Origin of the sequence: Pseudomonas sp. NPDC098747 (genome assembly GCF_044760045.1) — a bacterium.
Classification (GTDB): Bacteria; Pseudomonadota; Gammaproteobacteria; order Pseudomonadales; family Pseudomonadaceae; genus Aquipseudomonas.
In genome coordinates, this window is sequence record NZ_JBIWAL010000026.1 from 61,853 (window position 1) to 77,271 (window position 15,419).

Here is a 15,419-nt window from a genome sequence, read left to right on the forward strand (position 1 = left end):
TCAAGAAAACGTCTGTTACAGGACGTAAAATCGCGCATGCTGCACCACAAAGCATAGTGCTTCGTTCAAAGAAGCCGGTCTGGAATCAGGAGTTGTTGGATGGGTCAGGCAAGTAGTCACGCGGCGGGTGTCGAGGGTTCGGCCTCTAAACCGCTGAGCATGCTGGTCGCTGCGGTCGGGGTGGTTTACGGCGACATTGGCACGAGCCCGTTGTACACCCTTAAAGAAGTGTTTTCGGGCGGCTATGGCGTGGCCGTCAATCACGACGGCGTGCTGGGCATTCTGTCGTTGATCTTCTGGTCGCTGATCTGGGTCGTGTCAATCAAGTACATGTTGTTCGTCCTGCGCGCCGACAACCAGGGCGAGGGCGGGATCATGGCGCTCACCGCACTGGCGCGGCGAGCGGCGGGTGAGCGCAAGAAGCTGCGTTCGTTGCTGGTGGTCTGCGGGCTGATCGGTGCGGCGCTGTTTTACGGCGACAGCATGATCACCCCGGCGATTTCCGTTCTATCGGCGATTGAGGGGCTCGGCCTGGCGTTCGATGGCATCGATCATTGGGTGGTACCGCTGTCGCTGGTCGTACTGGTCGCGTTGTTTCTGATCCAGAAGCACGGCACGGCACGCATCGGCATCCTCTTCGGGCCGATCATGGTCACCTGGTTTGTGGTGCTCGGCGCCCTCGGCGTGTACGGCATCAGCCAGCGCCCAGAGGTGTTGCACGCGATGAACCCGATGTGGGCGGTGAACTTCTTCGTCGTTCATCCGGGCATGGGCGTGGCGATTCTCGGCGCCGTTGTACTGGCGCTGACCGGTGCTGAAGCGCTGTATGCCGACATGGGCCACTTCGGTCGCAAGCCGATTGCCCGCGCCTGGTTCATCCTCGTGTTGCCGGCGCTGGTCCTCAATTACTTCGGTCAGGGCGCCTTGCTGCTGGAAAACCCGGAAGCGGCGCGTAACCCGTTCTATCTGCTGGCGCCGAGCTGGGCGTTGATTCCGCTGGTCGGGCTGTCGACGCTGGCCACCGTGATCGCCTCGCAAGCGGTGATTTCCGGTGCGTTCTCCCTGACCCGTCAGGCGATTCAGCTCGGATACATCCCACGCATGTACATCCAGCACACCTCCAGCGATGAGCAGGGCCAGATCTACATCGGCGCGGTGAACTGGGCGCTGATGGTTGGCGTGGTGCTGCTGGTGCTGGGCTTCGAGTCCTCCGGTGCGCTGGCCTCGGCCTACGGCGTGGCGGTGACCGGTACCATGCTGATGACCACCATTCTGGTGTCGGCGGTAATGCTGCTGCTATGGAAATGGCCACCGCTGTTGGCGGTACCGGTGCTGCTTGGTTTCCTGATCGTGGACGGTCTGTACTTCGCCGCCAACGTGCCGAAGATCGTTCAGGGCGGTGCGTTCCCTGTGATCGCCGGTATCGCCCTGTTCGTGCTGATGACTACCTGGAAGCGCGGCAAGCAACTGCTGGTCGAGCGTCTCGACGAAGGCGCGCTGCCGCTGCCGATCTTCATCAGCAGCATCCGCGTGCAACCGCCGCACCGGGTGCAGGGCACGGCGGTGTTCCTCACCGCGCGCTCCGACGCCGTACCACACGCCTTGTTGCACAACTTGCTGCACAACCAGGTGCTGCACGAGCAGGTTGTGCTGCTGACCGTCGTCTACGAAGACATCCCGCGCGTTCCGCCTTCACGGCGTTTCGAAGTGGATGCCTTCGGTGATGGCTTCTTCCGGGTGATCCTGCACTTCGGCTTCACCGACGAGCCGGACGTGCCGCAGGCGCTGAAGCTGTGTCATCTGGATGAACTCGACTTCAGCCCGATGCGCACGACGTACTTCCTCAGCCGCGAAACGGTGATTGCCTCGAAACTCGAAGGCATGGCGCGTTGGCGCGAGGCGTTGTTTGCGTTCATGTTGAAGAATGCCAACGGCAATTTGCGCTTCTTTAATCTGCCCTTGAATCGGGTGATTGAGTTGGGGACGCAGGTGGAGATGTAGGCCTCGTCTTACTGAAAAGCCCCCGTCAGCCTTGCGGCTGGCGGGGCTTTTTTGTGCCTGCACATAATCTTCCAATCCACTGCAAATCCCCTGTGGGAGCGAGCTTGCTCGCGAAGACTTAGTGTCAGGAGAAGCATTCTTCGGCTGACCCACCGCATTCGCGAGCAAGCTCGCTCCCACAGGGTATTGGATTGAATCAAGAGGTGCGTTCAGACAGATCAGCTTCGGACTCTGTCTTCGTGCGCGCAGGTCGTGGCATCAGCGCCTGAATCACATCGTCAATCAAGGCCTTGCCCATCATTGTCAAATAATGCGCGGCCCAGGCGTGACGGTCGGTGTCTTTGGCGTAGGCAGCATCTTCGGCGAAGGATTTGGCGAGGTACAGCAGGTCGGAGGATTGGGTCAATGCATCGACTATGGGGATGCCGGAGCGAACGTTGAAATACGCTTGATCGGAGTTGTAGAGGAAGGGGGTGAAGCCGATGGTTTTAACGTTTGCGAGTCCGTGCAGATCAGTTTCGGTCATCGTGTTACTCCTTGGTTCGAAGTGCCGCGACTTTCGTTACCACGCGAAAGGGAGGCAGCTGTACGCAGGGTGGTAAACCGGGAACCAAGGAAGCCGGCACGCCAGAAGGCGTCCCACGCACAGCCGCCATAACTCGATGAGCGCGCTGTTGCGATGGTTTCTCCGGGTTACCACACCCGATCGCTGAATGGGTCAGCGACATCCGGAGAGTATCCCGTCAAAAAACAGCGCAACAGGGCGGCAAGGCACCGCAACACGCGATTCGGAGTTTGCCTACAAGGTCTGTCGGCGTCATCCGATATTGCGAGACTGGAAGTAAACGAAACTAAACGCCATTGGTGATTTACGGGGTTGACGATTCAATGTTGCCGACGATGCAGGTGTCCACGTTTTATGGAATGTGGACACTTGCCGTTTTTGGCTTCATCGAGAGTCAAGATATTTACGAGTGCATGTATAAGGTTTCTGAATCCAGCGAAATTCCATTGTAGGAGTGAGCCTGCTCGCGATAGCGGTGTATCAGTTGGCAAATAGGTGGCTGACACTCCGCTATCGCGAGCAGGCTCACTCCTACAGGGGAATGGGTTCATCGTCCGAGATGTAAAAACCCCCCGAAACTGCGAAGTTGCGGGGGCTTTTTTTGGGTGTGGCTCTGATCACTTTTCAGCGACCGAGTCCTTGCTCCGACGCTTCTGGATCAAATCCACCAACCGCTTCGCCAGCGCCGGGTAGTTCTCGTCGAAGTGATGACCACCCGGCAGTTTCACCGCTTCACCCACCGCAGTCTTGTCGGTGCAGCCACTCTCATCGGCTTCTTCCTCACCGTAGATGCACACAACCTTGGCCGATGGCAGTTTGGCCATTTCCGGGCCGGTGGCGGCTTCTTTGCCGGCGTTGCCGAGCCAGCCTTCGACTTCGATTTCGAAGCTGCCGGTGCGGGCGAAAGCCAGCAGGATGATGGCGTCGACGCGTTGCTGCTCGGTTTCAGGCAGGCGGTTGTAGATCGCCGGCAGGACGTCGGCACCGAACGAGTAACCGGTGAGGATGAAGCGTTTTGTGCCCCATTTCTGCCGGTAGTGCTGCATCAGTTCGGTCAGGTCCAGTGCGCTTTGCTCCGGGCTCTTGTGCTGCCAGTAGTAGCGCAAAGTGTCGATGCCGACGACCGGGTAGCCGATCTTGGCCATCTCGCCCGCCACGTCGCGGTCCAGGTCACGCCAGCCGCCGTCGCCGGAGAGGAACAGGGTCACGGTGTCCTTGGCCTGACCGGCCGGGACTTCCACGACCGGAATCTGCAGACCCCCGGCGGCCTTGTCACCACCGACGAGGATTTTGCGCAGTTCGTTGTTCAGCACCTGCGGCAGGTTGATGTCGTAGTCGCTGATGCTGGTTTCGGCGTTCGGTTGATCGCGCACAAAACCCGCGCTGGCGTCGTCCGGGTTGTCGTTCCACGCTACCAGCCAGTGGCCGTGGGCGGCGGTTTTCGGTAGCAGGTGAGTGCAGCCGGGTTTTTCCAGCGCGAGGTCGACGGATATGGCCTGAGCCTTGTCGTCCTTCTGCTCGGACAACCAGCGCCAGGCCAGCACGGCGCCGGGGCCGATGCCGCTGACCAGCGTGGCCGGGCCGTTCAGTTCGCGCAGGCCGGTTTGCAGGGCGCGGCTTTGCAGCAGGCAGTCTTTGGGCAGAATCACCTGAACAATCTGCGCCGAGGCGCTGCGGCTCAGGGTGCTCAGCTGTTTGTCGCTGAGTTTCTGTTCTTCGGTGACGGCCACCAGCACCTGCGCTTTAGGCTTGGTGCCGGGGATGACGCGGGTCATGGCTGTGCCATCGGCCGGTTTGAGCTGTTCGAGGGTCGGTTCCGGTGCCGGGCGTTTGAGGTACCAGAAACCGCCGCCGGCAATCACGGCCAGCACGATCAGTGCGGCCAGGATGTACTTCAGGGAGCGTTGAATCATCAGCGTTTCACCAATCCAGTCAAGCCGCCCGCGATCAGGGCAGCAGTGTCGGCCAGCGCCACTAGCGGATCGAGTCCGGCGGGCACGGCCATATAACGGGGTTCCCAGTCAGGCTGGAACTTGTCTTTGAAGCGGCGCAAACCTTGGAAGTTGTACAACTGCTCACCACGGCGGAAAACCATCGAGCCCAGACGCTGGGTCAGCGGTGCACCGCGCCGGGGTTGCAACCCCGACAACGGCACCATGCCCAGGCTGAAGCGCGCGTATCCGTGACTCTTATAGTGTTGAATCAGACCGACCATCATGAATTCCATGGTCAGCTTGGGCGCGTCGGGGTGCGCGCGCATCAGGTCGAGACTGGCCAAGTCATGGCTGTAAGTTTCGAGCAGATTGGCGAACGCCACCGGGCGGCCCTCGAAGCGAATCACCGCGATGCGGAAGTGCTTCAGGTAATCGTCGCTGAAACGGCCGAGGGAAAAGCCTTTCTCACGCACGTTCTTGCCGGTCAGCCAAGCGTCGGAAATGACCTTGAGCTCATCCATCGGCGCCTGACCCGGTTCATGGATCTCCAGCGACAGGCCGTCGCGGGTGCCACGGTTCCAGGTGTAACGCAGATCCTTCATTTCTTTGCCCTTGGCTTCCAGGTCAAAGCGAATGAGGTCGACCCGGGCTTCTTCGCCGAGTTTGATCGCGGTCAGGCCGATGTCCATGTAGTACGGCAGGTTTTCCGCGCGCACTTGATAGAACACAGGGCGGGCGTGATGGATGTCGCACAGGTCACGGAACTGCCAGATCATCTCGGCCCGTTGCTGGCCTGGTCCGATCGGGTCGTACAGCGCTACCAGGCTGCGGCCACGGCGGGCGTACATCAGGAACGCTTCGTCGTTCTGGTGAAACAGCAACGCCTTGTCTCCGGTCAGCGCGAGGCCGCCATCGGGTTGCGACGAAGCCATCAGAATCTTTGAGGCGCGATCCAGTTCGTCAGGCGTTGGCAGGTGAATGACCGGGCGCGCAGTGCGCAGCAGCCAGGTCAGCGCGATCACGATCAGCAACACGGCAGCGCCGAGCAGCGAACGCAGACCGCGTGGTGCGTCAGCGTCGAGGGTGAATTGCCACCAGAGTTGATGGCTGTACGGGACGTCTTGATAGGCGAACAGCAGCAACCAGGCCGAAGCCCCCAGCACACATAGGCTGGCCACCAGATACAGCGGCGAGAACGGCAACTCGGTCAAGCGACTCGGACGGTAGAACGAGCGGCGGAACACCCCCAGCAGGCTTGCCGTCAGGGTCATCAGCACGGCTTCTTCCCAGTCGAAGCCTTTGAGCAGCGAGAGCAGGGCGCCGACCAGCAACAGAATGGTGGTGAGCATCCACGCCGCCGATAACCGACGACGCAAGCCTTGGGCGAGCAACAGGCACAGCACGCCGATCAGGCTGGCGCCGAAGTGCGAAGCGTCGACCAGTCGATGCGGGATCAGAAAACCGATGTGCTCCAGGCGCGTATCGATCTCTGGGGTGGCGCCGGAGAACAGCAGCACCACGCCGGAGAGGAACACCAGCACCGCCAGAATCGGCGCAGCCAGACCGGACGCCGCGCGCATGGTCTGAGTCTGAAACAGCCGCTGGCCTTCGTTGATCAGCAGCAGTACGCAAGCCACCAGCAGCGGTGCCACGACATAGATCAGGCGATACAGCAGCAACGCAGCAGCGAGTGGCGCGGCACCGAGTTGGTCGGCGAAGGCAGCCAGCAGAATTGCTTCAAACACCCCGACGCCGCCCGGCACATGGCTGAGCACACCCGCGGCCAGGGCCAGCAGATACACCAGCAGGAACGCGCCAAACGGTGGGGCTTCCGGCAGCAGCAGATAAAGCACGGTGGCGGCAACGGCGACATCGAGGGCGGTGATGACCAGTTGCAGGAGCGTCAGGCGTCGACCCGGCAGGCGCAAGGTGCGGCGGCCAGCCTTGACCAGCAGGTTGTGCGCGTAAGGTTGTTCCGGCAGGCGCCGACGATAGATGCCGATCGCCAGAATCGCGCCCAGCAGGAGTACGGCGCCAGCAACCGTGCCGAGCAGTCCTCCAGACAACCCCAAGGCCTGGGACGCGGCGGGCAGATTGCTGAGGGTTGCGAGTGCGGCCAGTGGCGGCAAAGCGCAGCCCAGCGACAGGCTGGCGAACAAGGTCATGTGCGCGACTTGCGAAGCGCTCACGCCCAGCCGTGCATATAAACGGTAGCGCACCGAACCGCCGGACAGCAGCGACAGGCCGATCGCATTACCGATCGCAAACGCGGTGAAGCCGCCGAGGGCCAGCGTGCGCGGTGGCAATGTCACGCCAGCGTAGCGGGCGGCCGACCATTCATAGCCCAGCAGAATAATGAAGCCGACCACGGTCGCACCGAAGGCGCCGAGCAGGGCAGGTTTCGGCACGTCGAGAATCGAGTCGTGCAAGGCATCGAGATCGAGTTCAGCGAGCAGATGGCGGCAGGCAATCAGCGCAATGGCAAACAGCAGCAGAGTGACTGCCAGACCGATGGGTTGACGGTATTTGCTTAACCGATCCAGCAAGCGCAAACGCTCGGGCTTGATCGGGTGTTCCGCTGTGACAGTGCCTTGTGGATCAGACGAGTTGGCGCGCATCAATCACCTCTTGGATTGTGCGCGACAGGATGGAGGTATCCAGCCAAGTTACCAATCCCTGTAGAAAAAAATAATCACAAAATATTACGCCTCTCACCTAGGATCGGCGAGGGCAGTCATGGATTGCAGACGTCTGCGCCGCGACTCAAGCATAGTCGCAGCCCGGCGCATCTGATGATCCTGGACGGTTCACTGCACGATGACAGCTCATTGTTGCGAAAGGACTTTTTCCACAGATACAAAAAAGGCCACTCTTTCGAGTAGCCTTTTTTGATGTTTGGTTGCGGGAGCCGGATTTGAACCGACGACCTTCGGGTTATGAGCCCGACGAGCTACCAGACTGCTCCATCCCGCGTCTGTGTGGCGGCATTCTACAGGCGAACGGCGAGGTGTCAACAGCTAATCCCGTAAAGGGTCAAATAAGTGTGAAATCGCGTCAAACGGTCGCAGGTGATGAGTTAACCATCGGAAATGCAAGGAATTCCCGTTTGGAGGAGGGCGCTCGTTACGGGCTTGTTTTTGCAAAACAGGCACGCACAAAAAAGGCCACTCTTTCGAGTAGCCTTTTTTGATGTTTGGTTGCGGGAGCCGGATTTGAACCGACGACCTTCGGGTTATGAGCCCGACGAGCTACCAGACTGCTCCATCCCGCGTCTGTGTGTCGGCATTCTACAGAGGATCGCTGGGGTGTCAACCTTCAATTTGAATAAAATCCGTTGAGGTTCAATCGGTTAGCGCTTTTATTGATGCCTTGAGCAGGCCGCAGGGCAGGTGGGGCAAGGCTTTCAGCTCTATTGGCGGTCGTTCTTCGATTGAGAAAATAAATTCAACGGCCATTTCCTACAGATGGAAAAGAACATTCAGACCACTGGTGCTATATACAGGTGTGGGTGAGATACTGCCGATCCGGCTCGCCACGTTTCCTTTTCTGACATGACTCAGCGAAAAATCATCCACGTCGACTGTGACTGTTTCTACGCCGCCATCGAGATGCGCGATGACCCGCGTCTGGCCGGCAAGCCGTTGGCGGTGGGTGGGTCGGCGGATCGGCGTGGGGTGATCGCCACCTGTAATTACGAGGCGCGGGCGTATGGCGTGCGATCGGCCATGTCCTCCGGGCACGCTCTAAAGCTGTGCCCCGACCTGACCATCGTCAAGCCGCGCATGGATGCTTACCGTGAAGCGTCAAAGGAAATTCACACGATCTTTGCCGATTACACCGACTTGATCGAGCCTTTGTCGCTGGATGAGGCCTACCTCGACGTGTCGGACAGCGCGCATTTCGGCGGCAGTGCCACGCGCATTGCCCAGGACATCCGCCGCCGCGTTTCCAATCAGTTGCATATCACTGTCTCCGCAGGCGTGGCGCCGAACAAGTTTCTGGCGAAGATTGCCAGCGACTGGAAGAAGCCCAACGGATTGTTCGTCATCACCCCCGATCAGGTCGAAGACTTTGTCAGCGGCCTGCCGGTAAGCAAGCTGCACGGTGTGGGCAAAGTCACCGCTGACAAACTGGGCCGGCTCGGCATCGTCGACTGTCAGCACCTGCGCGAGTGGGACAAGCTGGCGCTGGTGCGCGAATTCGGCAGTTTCGGTGAACGAATGTGGAGTCTCGCCCGTGGGATCGATGATCGGCTGGTGCACAACGACAGTCGTCGTCAGTCGATCAGCGTGGAAAACACCTACGACGTTGATCTGCCGGATTTGCGCAGTTGCCTGGACAAGTTGCCCGAGCTGCTCGAAACCCTGAAAACCCGTATGGCGCGAATTGACAGCAGTTATCGACCGGGCAAGCCGTTCGTCAAAGTGAAGTTTCATGACTTTACCCAGACCACACTGGAGCAGGCCGGGGCGGGGCGGGATTTGGGCAGTTATCAGTTAATGCTGACGCAGGCGTTCAATCGTGGGGGCAAGCCCGTGCGGTTGCTGGGGGTCGGGGTGAGGCTGGAGGACTTGCGGGGTGGGTTTGAGCAAATGGAGTTGTTTGAGCGGTAATTGCGCGGGTGATGCTTGGAGTGTCTTCGCGAGCAAGCTCGCTCCCACATTGGATTTGTGAATGACACAGATCCCCTGTGGGAGCGAGCTTGCTCGCGAAGCCTTTAGCGCTTAATTCGGTCCCGGATCCGCTACCAGTCGCCCGGCATCCTTCGTCAAAGACTTGAGAAACTCAGCCTGCAACTCAGGATCGTTACGCGTCAATTCGATCAAGCTCTGTTCCAGTTCGCTGGCTTCTTCTTCCAGCCCCAGTTCCGAGAGACGTTTGACCCGATGGACCCACTCGCTGACTTCGTCATCTTCCAGATCGTCGTAGATCAGCCCGTGCGCTTCCAGCAATTTGCCGCGCAGGTGGCTGCTGATCATCAGGGACGAGTCAGAGTGCACGTCATCCTTGGCATCCTCGACGCTGATCTGCAATTTGCCGACATGATTGAGGTCATTTTCGGCAAAAGGACTGTCGAGCAGGTTCAGGCGCAACACACCGTTACGGTCGGTGGTCATGTCGAAGGTCTGCTTGCCAGCCTTGACCTGCACCGGGCGCTCGCTCCATGGCAGGCTCGAATACTCCGTGCGCTTGTCGCGCTGGATTTCATCGATCCCGGCTAGGTTCTGTTGCGCACGACCGTTGGATTGCACGTTCATGAACGGGTTGAGCCCAGCAAAACCGTAGCTGAGCCAGTCCCGGGTCACGCTGTCCGGCAGATTGCCGAGCGCGAAAACGTTGACTACGTTTGCGCCGACACCACCGACCACCGCCACCGCACCCAGCGGAATCTCGTAGACCTCGCGCCAGGGTTGGTAAGGCGTGTAGCGATCGTAACGACGGGTGACTTCGAATTCGGTGACTTCGAAAGTCTTTTGCTCGTTGATCTTCACGCGTCGCTGCGGCAGCTCAAGTACCTTGGGCTCACCGACATCGATCTGCAGGCTGTGATCGAGCAACTTTCGCTCGACCCGCTCTTCGTGCTCGCTGCGTTGTGACATGTGATTGGCACAGCCGCTGACCAGCAGGGCACCGCACAGGGCGGTGCCTCCGAGGCCCAAGGTGTTTCGCTTGAACATGACGTCTCTATCTGGTTTCAGCGGCGGATACGGGCCTGAAGGAAGGACAATACGTCAGCCACCGGCAGCGCTTGCGCCTCGCCTTCGGTACGGCTCTTGTATTCCAGGTTGCCTTCGGCGAGGCCGCGGTCACTGACCACGATCCGGTGTGGAATGCCGATCAGCTCCATGTCCGCGAACTTGATGCCCGGGCTGGTTTTCTTGTCGCGATCATCCAGCAGCACTTCGAAACCGGCCGCAGTCAGTTCTGCGTACAGCTTGTCGGTGGCTTCGCGCACCTGCTCGGTTTCATAGCGCAGCGGTACGAGGGCGATCTGGAACGGCGCCAGTGTGTCGCTCCAGATGATGCCGTTTGCATCGTTGTTCTGCTCGATGGCGGCAGCCACCACGCGGGACACGCCAATACCGTAACAACCCATTTCCAGGGTGACAGGCTTGCCGTTCTCGCCCAGCACTTCGCACTTCATCGCTTTGCTGTACTTGTTGCCCAGCTGGAAGATGTGCCCGACTTCGATGCCGCGCGCGATTGCCAGAGTGCCTTTGCCGTCCGGGCTTGGGTCGCCAGCAACTACGTTACGCAGGTCGGCAACGGTTGGAACCGGCAGATCACGCTCCCAGTTCACGCCGAAGTAGTGCTTGTCGTCGATGTTGGCACCGATGCCGAAGTCGCTCATCAGTTCGACCGAGCGGTCGATGATGATTGGCAGTGGCAGGTTCAGCGGGCCGAGCGAACCGGCGCCAGCGCCAATCGCGTCACGCAGTTCGGCGTCGGTGGCCATGACCAGCGGGCTGGCAACGCCAGGTTGCTGGGCTGCCTTGATCTCGTTGAGTTCGTGGTCGCCACGAATAACCAGAGCGATCAGCTTGCCTTCTTCTTCGGCACGCACGATCAGGGTCTTGATGGTCTTTTCAATCGGTAGATTGAATTTTTCCACCAGCGCGGCAATGGTCTTGGTGTCTGGCGTATCGACCAGGCGCAGCTCTTCGCTCGCAGCAGGACGCGAAGTTTCGCGTGGCACTGCTTCGGCTTTCTCGATGTTCGCCGCGTAGTCGGAACCGTTGCTGAAGACGATATCGTCTTCGCCGGACTCGGCCAGCACGTGGAACTCGTGGGAACCGGCGCCGCCGATCGAGCCGTTGTCGGCTTCAACCGGGCGGAATTTCAGGCCCAGACGCGTGAATATGTTGCAGTACGCCTGGTGCATGCGGTCATAAGTGACCTGCAGCGACGGCTGATCGGCGTGGAAGGAGTACGCGTCCTTCATGATGAATTCGCGGCCGCGCATCAAACCGAAGCGTGGGCGGATTTCGTCACGGAATTTGGTCTGGATCTGGTACAGGTTGATTGGCAACTGCTTATAGCTGCTCAACTCGTTGCGCATCAGATCGGTGATCACTTCTTCGTGGGTCGGGCCTGCGCAGAAGTCACGACCGTGGCGGTCTTTGAAGCGCAGCAACTCTGGGCCGTATTCTTCCCAGCGCCCCGATTCCTGCCACAGCTCGGCCGGTTGGGTGCTCGGCATCAACACTTCCAGAGAGCCGGCGGCGTTCATTTCTTCACGAACGATGGCTTCAACCTTGCGCATTACCCGCAAGCCCATGGGCAGCCAGGTGTACAGGCCCGAGGCGAGTTTACGGATCATGCCGGCGCGCAGCATCAGCTGGTGGCTGATGACGACCGCATCGGAAGGCGTTTCTTTCTGTGTGGCGAGCAAAAATTGACTGGTGCGCATGGTTGGCCGTTGTCGGTTGCTATGACTGGAAATGACGGAGCAGTGTACCGGCGAGTTTTGCTGACGTACAGGAGTGCGGCCGGCAGTGAGGTCCTACGGCGGAATTCCTCCCGCCGTTGGCGAAACGTCTTACGATTCTTCCACAAGTGGCGTCGGCGCAGGCTCGGGCGTGGGTGTCGGGCCTTCGCGGCGGCTTTCCTGGAACCAGTGCAGAGCGATCAGCACCAATGTCGGCACACCGAGCATTGCAGTAATCAGGAAGAAGTTGTGGTAACCGAACTTCTCGACCATCACCCCGGAATAGCCGCCGATCAGGCGCGGCAGCAGGAGCATGATAGAACTGAGCAGCGCATATTGCGTCGCGGAGAACTTCAGGTTGGTCAAGCTCGACAGATAAGCGACAAACGCAGACGTCGCCAAACCTGAACTGAAGTTGTCCAGAGAAATGGTCACCATCAGCATCTGCAGGTTCGGGCCCATGTCGGCGAGCATCAGGAACAGCAGGTTGGTGCCCGCCGACGCTGCGCCGCCGATGAGCAGGATCGGCAGAATCCCGAAGCGAACAATCAGCAGACCGCCCATGCCGGCGCCGACGAGGGTCATGATCAGGCCGAATATCTTGCTGACACTGGCAATTTGATCCTTGGTGAAACCCTGGTCGATATAGAACACGTTGGCCATCACGCCCATCACCGTGTCCGACATCCGATAGGTGGCAATCAGCCCGAGCAGCAGAAGCGCTTGCCAGCGGTAGCGCAGGATGAAGTCGTTGACCGGCGTCAGCACCGGTGCCAGCCCGCGACGACCCATGGCCGACAGGCACAGTGCGGTGAGCAGCGTATAAAGGATGGCGCGCAAAAAGGCGCGGTCTTCCAGCAGCAGGTCGAGCAGGCTTTCGCCTTCGAACAACACGCTGGCGAAGTCGGTGTTGTAGAGCTGCGTGAACAATGCCGGCACGGACACCAGCAAGACGATAAGCACGAACACTGACATCAGTTGATGCATGAAGGTGTAGCGCCCGGCCTGCAATTGCGTGCGCAACGGCACAGGTGGTTCGCGCATGAACAGCGTTGTCAGCAGGGCAGGGATCATCAGCGCGCCGAACAGCAAGTAGGTGCCGGCCCAGGCCGAGTGCTGATAGTTGAAACCGGTTGATCCAAAACCTTCTGCAAAAAACAGTGCGCCGGCAGTCGCCAGCAGCGCCGCGATGCGATAGCCCGACATATAACTGGCGGCCAGTGCGGCTTGTCGGCTGTCGTCGGCAATTTCCAGTCGATAGGCATCGACCGCGATGTCTTGGGTAGCGGAAGCGAAGGCAACGATCACGGCAATGGCGATCAGCCAGGACAGATGCTTCTGCGGATCGCAGAAACCCATGCCGATCAGGCCCAGAATCACCAGTGTCTGCGAGAGCACCAGCCACGAACGGCGACGGCCAAGCTTGCCCAGGAACGGCAGGCGCCATTGATCGAGCAGTGGTGACCAGACCCATTTGAATGCGTAGGCCAGACCGATCAGGCTGGCATAGCCGATGGTTTCTCGGGCCACACCGGCTTCACGCAGCCAGACGGATAGCGTGGAAAACACCAGCATGTACGGCAGGCCGGCGGCGAAACCCAGCAACAACAGCACGAGCGTCGAAGGACTGGCATAAGCGGCTAGCGCGGCGCGCCAGGTTTTACGGGGCATGGGCTGAAGTCTGCCTCAAGATTGCGGGAACAAAGCGCGCACTCTAACCGCTGTGCTCTACCGGACGCCAGCCATGACGCTGAATATCCACACGATTGTTCAGGACGGCGATGCCCTCCATGCGCAATCGCGCCCGTTGTTCATCGCCCGATGGGCTGCCCACCGGCAGGCTGATCCGACCGCCGGCACCGAGAACGCGGTGCCAGGGCAGTTTGGTATCACCGGGCAACTGACTGAGCGTACGGCCGACCCAGCGGGCGGCGCGCCCCAACCCGGCGAGGTCAGCCAGTTGACCATAGCTGACGACTTTGCCTGCGGGCACCTGCGCAAGGGTCGAGTAGAGCGCCGTGCGTCGGATTTGCGCCTCGCTTTCGCCTTTGTGGGTCGGGTCTGTCACGTACGCGGGTCCTGAGTAGGCTGGAAGTAATGCCTAAAGCGTAACCCCTCATCGGCCAGTTGAGAAATGAACTCAATGGAAATAGTCCGGTCAGTCCTTGTCAGGGTCTTATTCCTCCGGATAATGCCGATCCTTTTCCGCAAACTTGAGCCCTCGATTCGCTTATGTTCTCCAGAACCTTGCTGTGCCTTGCTGTTTGTAGCGCATCCACGCCCCTGCTTGCCGACACCGTCTGGATGAAGAACGGTGACAAGCTGACCGGCACCATCACCGTGTTCGATGGCGGTAAACTGTTGATCCAGACCAAATATGCCGGGGCGGTCACGATTGACTGGAAAGAGGTCAAGACCCTGGACAGTGATCAGCATTTGCTGGTCAAGCAGGATGCCTACACGGGTGAAGTGTCCAAGTCGCTGACGGCGGCTGAAGACGGCAAGGTCACCCTGGCCAATGGTGAAGCGCCAAAAACTGTTGAGCTGGCGAGCATTCAGCAGATTCTCAAGCCGAAACCGGTGGTCGAGGATCTGGTGTGGAAGGGTAATGTCGATCTGGCGCTGGACTATCAGCGTGCGGAAAAGGACACCGACGATTACGACGTCGGCTTCAAGACCTCGGCGCGTCATGGCCGCTGGCGGCACATCGCCGAAGGCGAATACAACCGTGAAGTGCAGGACGACGTAACCACCACCGACAACTGGCGTGCCGAGTACTCCCTCGACCGCTTCCTGACCGATCAGTGGTTCTGGCAGGGGCGTCTGAACTATAAGCGCGACCATATCGAAGAGCTGGCGCGCCAGCGTGTTGTCGGTACCGGCCCGGGTTACCAGTTCTGGGATAACGAACTGGGCGCGTTCTCGCTGGGTTCGCTGCTTAACCGCACCGATTACGAATACAAGGATGGCAGCAAGGACAACTTCTATTCTGTCGCCATGAAGTGGGACTACAACCGCTACCTGATCGGCAAGAAGGTTGAGTTCTTCACAAACGGTGAAATCGGCAAGCCATTGTCCGGCGTGGCAAATTACGCGCTGGATGCCGAGATGGGCTTGCGCTACAAGGTCACCGAGTGGGCATCTCTGAACCTGAAGGCCGAGCGTGACATCATCAGCGGCACCAACGATGCGGATTTGAACAAGACCCGTTATACCGCCGGGTTTGGCGTGGCTTGGTAACGTAGAGGCAAAAGCAAAAAACGCAGCATCCGGCAACTTCTACAGGGTTGCTGGATGCTGCGATTTTTTTGTCTGTACAAAACAGACGCCCACAAAAAAGCCCCGCTTTTAAGGGCGGGGCTCTTTTCTAAAGAAGCTACAAGTTAGATAACTTGTACTTCCTCAGCTTGCATGCCTTTCTGACCGCGGGTAGCGATGAAAGAAACCTGTTGGCCTTCTTTCAGGCTTTTGAAGCCGTCGGATTGGATAG

11 protein-coding genes and 2 tRNA genes are annotated in these 15,419 nt (G+C 59.4%); 3 read left to right on the forward strand and 10 right to left on the reverse strand.

Annotated elements, in window-relative coordinates; all coding sequences use genetic code 11:
- The first annotated feature begins 159 nt into the window (after positions 1–159).
- The gene (locus tag ACIQVE_RS17170; protein WP_402810410.1) at positions 160–2,001 is read left to right on the forward strand and encodes a potassium transporter Kup; all 1,842 of its coding nucleotides are present in this window, start codon (positions 160–162) and stop codon (positions 1,999–2,001) included.
- Between the two features lie 196 nt (positions 2,002–2,197).
- On the opposite strand, the gene ACIQVE_RS17175 is transcribed toward ACIQVE_RS17170, so the two are convergent.
- The 5 genes from ACIQVE_RS17175 to ACIQVE_RS17195 form a co-directional block, all read right to left on the reverse strand.
- On the reverse strand, positions 2,198–2,527 hold the full coding sequence (locus tag ACIQVE_RS17175) for a DUF3077 domain-containing protein (protein ID WP_402810393.1): 330 nt from the start codon (positions 2,525–2,527) through the stop codon (positions 2,198–2,200).
- A 656-nt stretch (positions 2,528–3,183) separates the two neighbouring features.
- Positions 3,184–4,479, reverse strand: a complete 1,296-nt coding sequence (locus tag ACIQVE_RS17180) for an AcvB/VirJ family lysyl-phosphatidylglycerol hydrolase (RefSeq protein WP_402810395.1) — start codon at positions 4,477–4,479, stop codon at positions 3,184–3,186.
- Entirely contained in the window at positions 4,479–7,118 is a 2,640-nt protein-coding gene (gene mprF, locus ACIQVE_RS17185; RefSeq protein ID WP_402810397.1) for a bifunctional lysylphosphatidylglycerol flippase/synthetase MprF, read from the reverse strand. Before mprF ends, ACIQVE_RS17180 begins: the two co-directional genes overlap by 1 nt.
- 278 nt (positions 7,119–7,396) lie before the next feature.
- Positions 7,397–7,473, reverse strand: a tRNA-Met gene (locus ACIQVE_RS17190).
- Positions 7,474–7,694: 221 nt separating this feature from the next.
- Positions 7,695–7,771, reverse strand: a tRNA-Met gene (locus ACIQVE_RS17195).
- A 280-nt stretch (positions 7,772–8,051) separates the two neighbouring features.
- Here ACIQVE_RS17195 and dinB point away from each other — a divergent pair.
- A complete protein-coding gene (gene dinB, locus ACIQVE_RS17200) occupies positions 8,052–9,113 on the forward strand; it encodes a DNA polymerase IV (protein WP_047299997.1) in 1,062 nt (353 codons plus the stop codon).
- Between the two features lie 111 nt (positions 9,114–9,224).
- On the opposite strand, the gene ACIQVE_RS17205 is transcribed toward dinB, so the two are convergent.
- The 4 genes from ACIQVE_RS17205 to ACIQVE_RS17220 all read right to left on the reverse strand — a co-directional run bounded on the left by ACIQVE_RS17205 (position 9,225) and on the right by ACIQVE_RS17220 (position 13,997).
- Positions 9,225–10,178: a hypothetical protein gene (locus tag ACIQVE_RS17205; RefSeq protein ID WP_402810398.1), complete on the reverse strand. Its 954-nt coding sequence runs from the start codon at positions 10,176–10,178 to the stop codon at positions 9,225–9,227.
- A gap of 17 nt (positions 10,179–10,195) precedes the next feature.
- Positions 10,196–11,911, reverse strand: a complete 1,716-nt coding sequence (locus tag ACIQVE_RS17210) for a proline--tRNA ligase (RefSeq protein WP_402810400.1) — start codon at positions 11,909–11,911, stop codon at positions 10,196–10,198.
- A 129-nt stretch (positions 11,912–12,040) separates the two neighbouring features.
- Complete coding sequence (locus ACIQVE_RS17215) at positions 12,041–13,600, reverse strand: AmpG family muropeptide MFS transporter (protein WP_402810401.1); 1,560 nt, start codon at positions 13,598–13,600, stop codon at positions 12,041–12,043.
- Positions 13,601–13,643: 43 nt separating this feature from the next.
- Positions 13,644–13,997 carry an MGMT family protein gene (locus ACIQVE_RS17220; protein WP_402810402.1) on the reverse strand — a complete coding sequence of 118 codons (354 nt, stop codon included), beginning with the start codon at positions 13,995–13,997 and terminating at the stop codon, positions 13,644–13,646.
- A gap of 164 nt (positions 13,998–14,161) precedes the next feature.
- Here ACIQVE_RS17220 and ACIQVE_RS17225 point away from each other — a divergent pair, with 164 nt between their 5' ends.
- Entirely contained in the window at positions 14,162–15,169 is a 1,008-nt protein-coding gene (locus ACIQVE_RS17225; RefSeq protein ID WP_402810404.1) for a DUF481 domain-containing protein, read from the forward strand.
- 143 nt (positions 15,170–15,312) lie between these two features.
- On the opposite strand, the gene ACIQVE_RS17230 is transcribed toward ACIQVE_RS17225, so the two are convergent.
- A partial coding sequence (locus ACIQVE_RS17230; RefSeq protein ID WP_400755900.1) for a cold-shock protein occupies positions 15,313–15,419 on the reverse strand: 107 nt, incomplete at its 5' end.